Annotated in this window: 5 protein-coding genes; 1 reads left to right on the top strand and 4 read right to left on the bottom strand. The window is 60.4% G+C overall.

The features are described from left to right. The 4 genes from ACVWZU_RS07060 to ACVWZU_RS07045 all read right to left on the bottom strand — a co-directional run. Positions 1–731: photosystem II q(b) protein (locus ACVWZU_RS07060; RefSeq protein ID WP_457444085.1), on the bottom strand; the 731-nt coding region annotated here is incomplete at its 3' end. Positions 732–838: 107 nt separating this feature from the next. Continuing rightward, a complete protein-coding gene (locus tag ACVWZU_RS07055; RefSeq protein ID WP_457444083.1) occupies positions 839–3,382 on the bottom strand; it encodes a UPF0182 family membrane protein in 2,544 nt (847 codons plus the stop codon). A gap of 4 nt (positions 3,383–3,386) precedes the next feature. Continuing rightward, positions 3,387–4,829: a TIGR03279 family radical SAM protein gene (locus tag ACVWZU_RS07050; RefSeq protein WP_457444081.1), complete on the bottom strand. Its 1,443-nt coding sequence runs from the start codon at positions 4,827–4,829 to the stop codon at positions 3,387–3,389. Between the two features lie 108 nt (positions 4,830–4,937). Further along, a complete protein-coding gene (locus tag ACVWZU_RS07045; RefSeq protein WP_011432039.1) occupies positions 4,938–5,222 on the bottom strand; it encodes a DUF2103 domain-containing protein in 285 nt (94 codons plus the stop codon). Between the two features lie 21 nt (positions 5,223–5,243). On the opposite strand from ACVWZU_RS07045, the gene ACVWZU_RS07040 reads away from it, so the two are divergent. Further along, the gene (locus tag ACVWZU_RS07040) at positions 5,244–6,008 is read left to right on the top strand and encodes a molybdenum cofactor guanylyltransferase (RefSeq protein WP_457444078.1); all 765 of its coding nucleotides are present in this window, start codon (positions 5,244–5,246) and stop codon (positions 6,006–6,008) included. The last annotated feature ends 6 nt before the right edge of the window (positions 6,009–6,014 follow it).

Genomic DNA, 6,014 nt, shown 5'->3' with positions numbered 1-6,014 from the left:
TCTTCCTCTTGCCCAAACTTGTACCCCAGGTTCTGAGACTCCTCTTCCGAGGTCTCCCGAATCAGGCTCGAGGTCACCAGCGACCCGTGCATGGCACTAAACAGCGCACCCCCAAACACGCCAGCCACGCCCAGCTGGTGGAACGGGTGCATCAGGATGTTGTGCTCTGCCTGGAACACCAGCATGAAGTTGAAGGTCCCCGAAATCCCCAGGGGCATCCCATCCGAGAACGACCCCTGCCCAATCGGGTAAATCAAAAACACTGCTGTGGCCGCTGCCACGGGCGCAGAGTAAGCCACCGCAATCCAGGGCCGCATCCCCAAACGGTAGCTCAGCTCCCATTCGCGTCCCATGTAGCAGAACACCCCAATCAAAAAGTGCAGCACAATCAGCTGGTACGGACCGCCGTTGTACAGCCACTCGTCCAGTGAGGCGGCTTCCCAAATCGGGTAAAAGTGCAGGCCAATGGCTGCCGAAGAGGGCACTACAGCCCCAGAAATGATGTTGTTCCCGTACAGCAAGGAACCGGAAACGGGCTCGCGGATGCCGTCGATGTCCACCGGCGGAGCCCCAATGAAGGCGATGATAAAGCAGGTGGTGGCAGTCAGGAGGGTGGGAATCATCAGCACCCCAAACCAGCCAATGTAAAGGCGGTTATCGGTGGAGGTGACCCACTCGCAGAACTGCTCCCACACGTTGCTGGTTGAGCGACGTTGGATAACAGTAGTCATGAGGACAAACTTCCCTAAGGAAGCGCGAAGATTGACAACCTAAACTTAAAACATCCGTTAAGTTTCGTCAACTACCTGCCTCAAAAATGAGGAGGGGATCCCTTTCTCTATCGGCTGCCCCTCGGCAGAAAGAGGGCTTCTAAGGCCTGGCCGAGAGTCGGTTCCATCACCACCCGGTCTTCGTAGGCAGCGATCACCCGGGTGAGCTGAGGCAAGCGGCCCTGTTCTGCTTCGATGTAAAGGGGCTGAACATAGAGCAAAGAAGTCTCGATAGGAATGACCAGCAGCGTGCCCAGGTTCACCCGCGACCCATGCTGGTTCCAGAGGGAAATTTGCTCGGAGATTAAGGGATCCTGATTGACCCGTGCTTCCACCTGTTCCGGGCCATAGATGAGCCGTTGCTTGGAAAACTCGTACACCAGGAGCTTGCCGTAGTTTTCCCCGTCGCAGCGGGCCGCTATCCAAGCCACCATGTTCTGCTTGTTAACAGGGGCATAGGGGGAGAGGAGGACGAACTCAGGAGTGTGGTTTGCAACCCCTTGGGGATCCCTCGGCAAGGTGAGAATGAGATACTGCGGCTGCATGGGAATGCGCCGTCGATTGCGGAACTGGCCGGGGATCTGCCATTGATCCTCGCGGTTGTAGAAGAGGCGGGGATCCGTCATGTGGTAGGTGGCAAACTGCTGCGCTTGCAGGCGGAAGAGGTCTTGGGGATAGCGGATGTGTTGCCGCAGCGGCTCCGGCATTGCCTCCAGAGGCTTGAAGAGGGTGGGGTAGATGCGGGCGTAGGCTTGGATGAGGGGATCCTGAGGGTCGGCGATGTACCAGTCGATGCTGCCGTTGTAGGCGTCCATCACCGCCTTGACCGAGTTGCGGATGTAGTTGAAGGGAAAGCCGGGCAGGTGCTCCGAGTAGGGGTAGCGGCTGCTGGTGGTATAGGCATCGAAAAACCAGTAGAGCTTGCCATCTCCGATCACTAGGTAGGGATCCCGGTCGTAGAGCAAAAAGGGCATCACCCGACGGATGCGCTCGCGGATTTGGCGGCGATAGAGAAAGCGGGTGGCAGAAGACAGCTCGCGGCTGAGAAGGATGCGCAGATCGCCAAAATGCCAGGCGTAGAGAAACCGCTGCCAGAGGTGGGGAATGGGCACGCCACCGCTGCCCTGATAGCTGCTGTACACATAGCGCTCTGCTGCAGGGTAGTCCAATTCCCGCGCCTCAGCGCCCACGAAAACATCGGTGGTGGTCAGCTCGCCATAGTAGAGGGCCGGCTGCTCCACCCGCAAGACGGAGGCCACCTCAGGGTAGCGAGGAGAAACCCGCGGCGGAATATCCGACAGGAAAAAGTCCGGCAGGCCCTCAGGGGTCACCACGTTCACCGGGCTGAGGGTGAGGCCATAGCCGTGGGTGTAGAAAAACCGCCGGTTAACCCAGGTTTGGGCGGCGGGGGGCACCTGGGCAAAGTCCAGCTCGCGGGCGGCATGCATAACTTGGCGCAATTCTCCCCCAATGCGGTAGCGATCCACATTCACATAGGGAAATTGGTAGTAGGGGCGGATTTCTTGCAGTTGGCGGTAGGTGGCCAATAGAGGCTCCGCATCCCAGAGGCGCACGTTGCTCAGGGTGGATTGATTCTGCTGCAGGATCTCCCAGGTGAGGGCTCCCCCTTCCGGGAAGGGTTGGACTTCGACATCGGCCAGGCCAAAGCCAGCACGGGTAAAACGGATGTTGTCCTCGATGTAGGGGCGCTCCAGCTCCAGCTCGTTGGGGGTGACCAAGAAGGTCTGCACCAGTTGGGGGTAAAGTTGGGTGGTCAGCAGCCCAAACCCCAGGTAGGCCCCCCAGAGGATGGCCGGCGCCAGGAGAGAGCTGGCCCAGGAAGGGCACCAGGACTTGAGGAAAGGAAGGTTGAGGCGGATCCCTTGGCGAGCCAAAGCCCAGAACCCCACTGCCGTCAAGCCCGCCACCCCGCTCATCAAGGTCGTGGCCGGCAGAGTTGCATGCACATCGGCAAAACCGGCCCCAAACACAACGCCGCGGGTGGAATAGAGCAGCTCGTAGCGCTCCAGCCAATGGCCCCAAGCCCGAATGAGAAACAGGGATCCCCCCAAGATCAGCAGGTGCCGCTGGGCATAGAGAGAAAGGGCCAAGGTCAGCCGTTGCTCGGAAAGCCCCAGCTCTACCAAGTAGATGAGGACAACGGCAATCAAGGTGAGCAGCACCAGGTTGAAGCACCACTGCTGCACCGTCTCCCAGAAAGGCAGGCTGAAGAGAAAAAAGCCGAGATCGCGGTTGAAAATGGGATCCGACTCCCCGACGGGCCCCTGGTTCAGCCAGAGCAACAGCGTGAACCAGTGATTGGAAAGAGACCAAGCAAAGAAGCCACTCAAACCTGTGGCAATCGCCCAGGCCCCGGTCAAGGTTGCCCCCCGCCAGCAGGAGCAGATGTTGGATCCCACCACCGCCAGGGCAAAGAGGAAAGCGCCCAGGCCCAGCCCCCAGCGGGCAATTACCCGCGTCCACAGCACCGGCAGGGCATTCAGCTCGGCAAACCAGGCCAGATCTACGTAGAAAGCCGCCAAGCCCGTGATGGCCAGGATCCCCAGCCCCACCCCCAGCAGCAGAAACAATCCTCGCCGCAACCTCTGCATCGCCTCAGGATCCTCGGCTCAAAGCTGTTCTTGGTCGCGTCAGCGGTGCAGTTTCCCTTCGCCCGAGCGTTGCGGAACAACACAGGGTGCCGTAGGCATAGCCCTGTTCTAGCTGTTGCACCGCCTGCACCAAGCCTGCCGGCCCGCCGTCCACCCGCACCACCGGGATCCCCACCTGGGCCTGCACCTCTTGCCAGGTCAGATCGTCCAAAAAGCGCTCCCCATCCTTAAGGGCAATCTGAGGTAGCAGCAGCCCATCGTAGGCCGCCAAGTTTTCAACCGATTTCAAGGCATTCAAGACATCTTGGCCCGTCAGCAGCCCGGTTACCGTCAGGGTTTGTCCCCAAAATTGGCTGGCAATAGGCAAAAGATCCAACTGCAGCCCGCGGATGCGGTTCATCTGCTCCACCACAGGCTGGAAGGCTTGCTCTACGGCATTGCCCACCACCCACAGAACCTTGAGGGGAGAAGGGAGCTCAGGCGGCAGTTTGAGCTGCTCGAACTGGCTGAGGAAAAGCCGCAGGGATCCCACGCCATTCCCCAGTTGGGGGTAATCTTCATAGTGCTCTGCCGGGGGCAGTTCCCACCCCGCCAGCAGATACCACTCATCGGCCAGCCAGGCAAAGGTGGATCCCAATTCTTGCCGAAACCCGACCTGCAAGGTTTCCACCTGCCGGATCACTTCTCGGGCCTTGGCCGCATCGACAGGAACCAGCTCATCACCAGGGGGGCGAAAGCGCGTCAACCCCACCGGCACCACTGCTGCCGAGAGGACGGTGGGGATCCCGTCTACGGGCCGGCGAAAGGCGGCCAAATCGAGGAGTGTGCGGGTGAGGTGATACCCATCGTTCCAGCCTGGGCAGACCACCACCTGTGCGTGCAGTTGCAAGCGATGCTGGCGAAACCAGGCCAACTGCTCCAAAATCAGGCCAGCCCGCGGGTTTTTGAGCAAGCGGCTGCGCAGCTCCGGGTCGGTAGCATGCACTGACACGTAGAGGGGAGAAAGGCGCAGGCGAGCGATGCGCTCCCATTCGGCAGCAGGCAAGTTGGTGAGGGTGAGGTAGCTGCCGTAGAGAAAGCTGAGGCGGTAGTCGTCGTCCTTGAGGTGCAGCGTTGCCCGCATTTCCGGAGGTTGTTGGTCGATGAAGCAAAAGGGGCAAGCGTTGGCGCACTGGATCAGGCCATCGAACAGGGCTGTCTCAAACTCTAGCCCCAGATCCTCGTCGATTCCCTTCTCCAGCTCAACTGTGCGCGGGATCCCTTGGCTATCCAAGATCTCCAGGCTTACATACTCCTCGGCGATCAGGAAGCGGTAGTCGATGAGATCGCGGGGGCGTTCGCCGTTGATGCTGACCAGGGCCTCTCCAGGTTGGATGCCCACTTCTGCTGCCAGGGATCCGGGTAAAACAGCGCTGATACGGGCGGGCTTGAGACTAGCACGAGACATAGCTAACTCATCCTCAACTGATGTGCCATTTGCCCCAGCAGGACGAAGTTCTGGGTCGGGACAGTGTTGCGGAGCAATAACGAGGCTCGGTTGACTACAAACAGTTGACTACAAACAGCGGAGAATAGCCGCCTCTAGCTCGGTTTGGCTGAGATCCGTTACCACAAACACCTCTTGCACGCTGCTTCCCTTGCGGGCCACCAGCTTGTACCCGCCCCGGATCGGCACCGAAACCCGCAACTGCAACTGGGGGATCCGCCCACGGCTGCAGGACAGAGCGCCCGGCGTCACGGTTTTAATGCCCGCCTGCCGGGTCAGGCGTTCCAAAACAGGGATCAACCCTGAGATGTGGGTGGAGTGGTTCCAAACCAGACGACCAGAGGGCTCAGACATAGCGGCTAGAGTGAGGAGAGGATGGGATCCCTATCCTATTCCTCCACCCATACCTGGTGCTCGGCAACCCTGTGGAAAAGCCGCATGCCCAAGATGTCTGAAGATTCCCTGCCTGCGGTCGTGGCTCTGATCTTGGCCGGGGGCAACAGCCGCCGCATGGGATCCGACAAAGCCTTGGTGCTTTGGGATGGGATCCCCCTGCTGCGACGGGTGGCTCAGGTGGCAGCAGCCTGCGCCGACGCGGTTTACATCCTCACCCCCTGGCCGGAGCGCTATGCGTCGGTGGTGGATCCCGGTTGGCATCTCTGGCGGGAAAACGTTCCCCCCCTGGTCGGGCAAGACCCACGTGGTCGGGACAGCATTGCGGAGCAACACCGAGGCCCGCTGCTGGCCTTTCAAGAGGGGATCCGGCGGCTACAAACCTTGGCTGCTCCCCCGGAGTGGATCCTGCTGCTGGCCTGCGATCTGCCCTGCTTGCAGGAGCAGGTTCTTGGGGATTGGCGACAGCGCCTTGCCACCCTGCCCCCTCAGACGGTGGCCGCCCTGCCCAAAAGTCAGCGGGGCTGGGAGCCCCTGTGTGGCTTCTATCGCCTGGCGCAGCTAGGTTCTCTGGAGAGTTTCTTGCAGGCAGGAGGAAGATCCTTTCAGGTCTGGCTATCCCAGGTGCCAACAGCCATCCTACCCCTGGCCGTTCCCGACAGCGGGACGGAGTCCCTTGAGAGGATGCTCACCAATTGCAACACCCCTGCCGATCTGCAGCTCGGGGAACAACTGGGTAGAGGGTGATCCCTG

It is taken from the genome of Thermostichus sp. MS-CIW-26 (assembly GCF_054059115.1).
The sequence above is the reverse complement of the archived record's forward strand: the minus strand, read 5'-3'. Positions and strand labels throughout refer to the sequence as shown.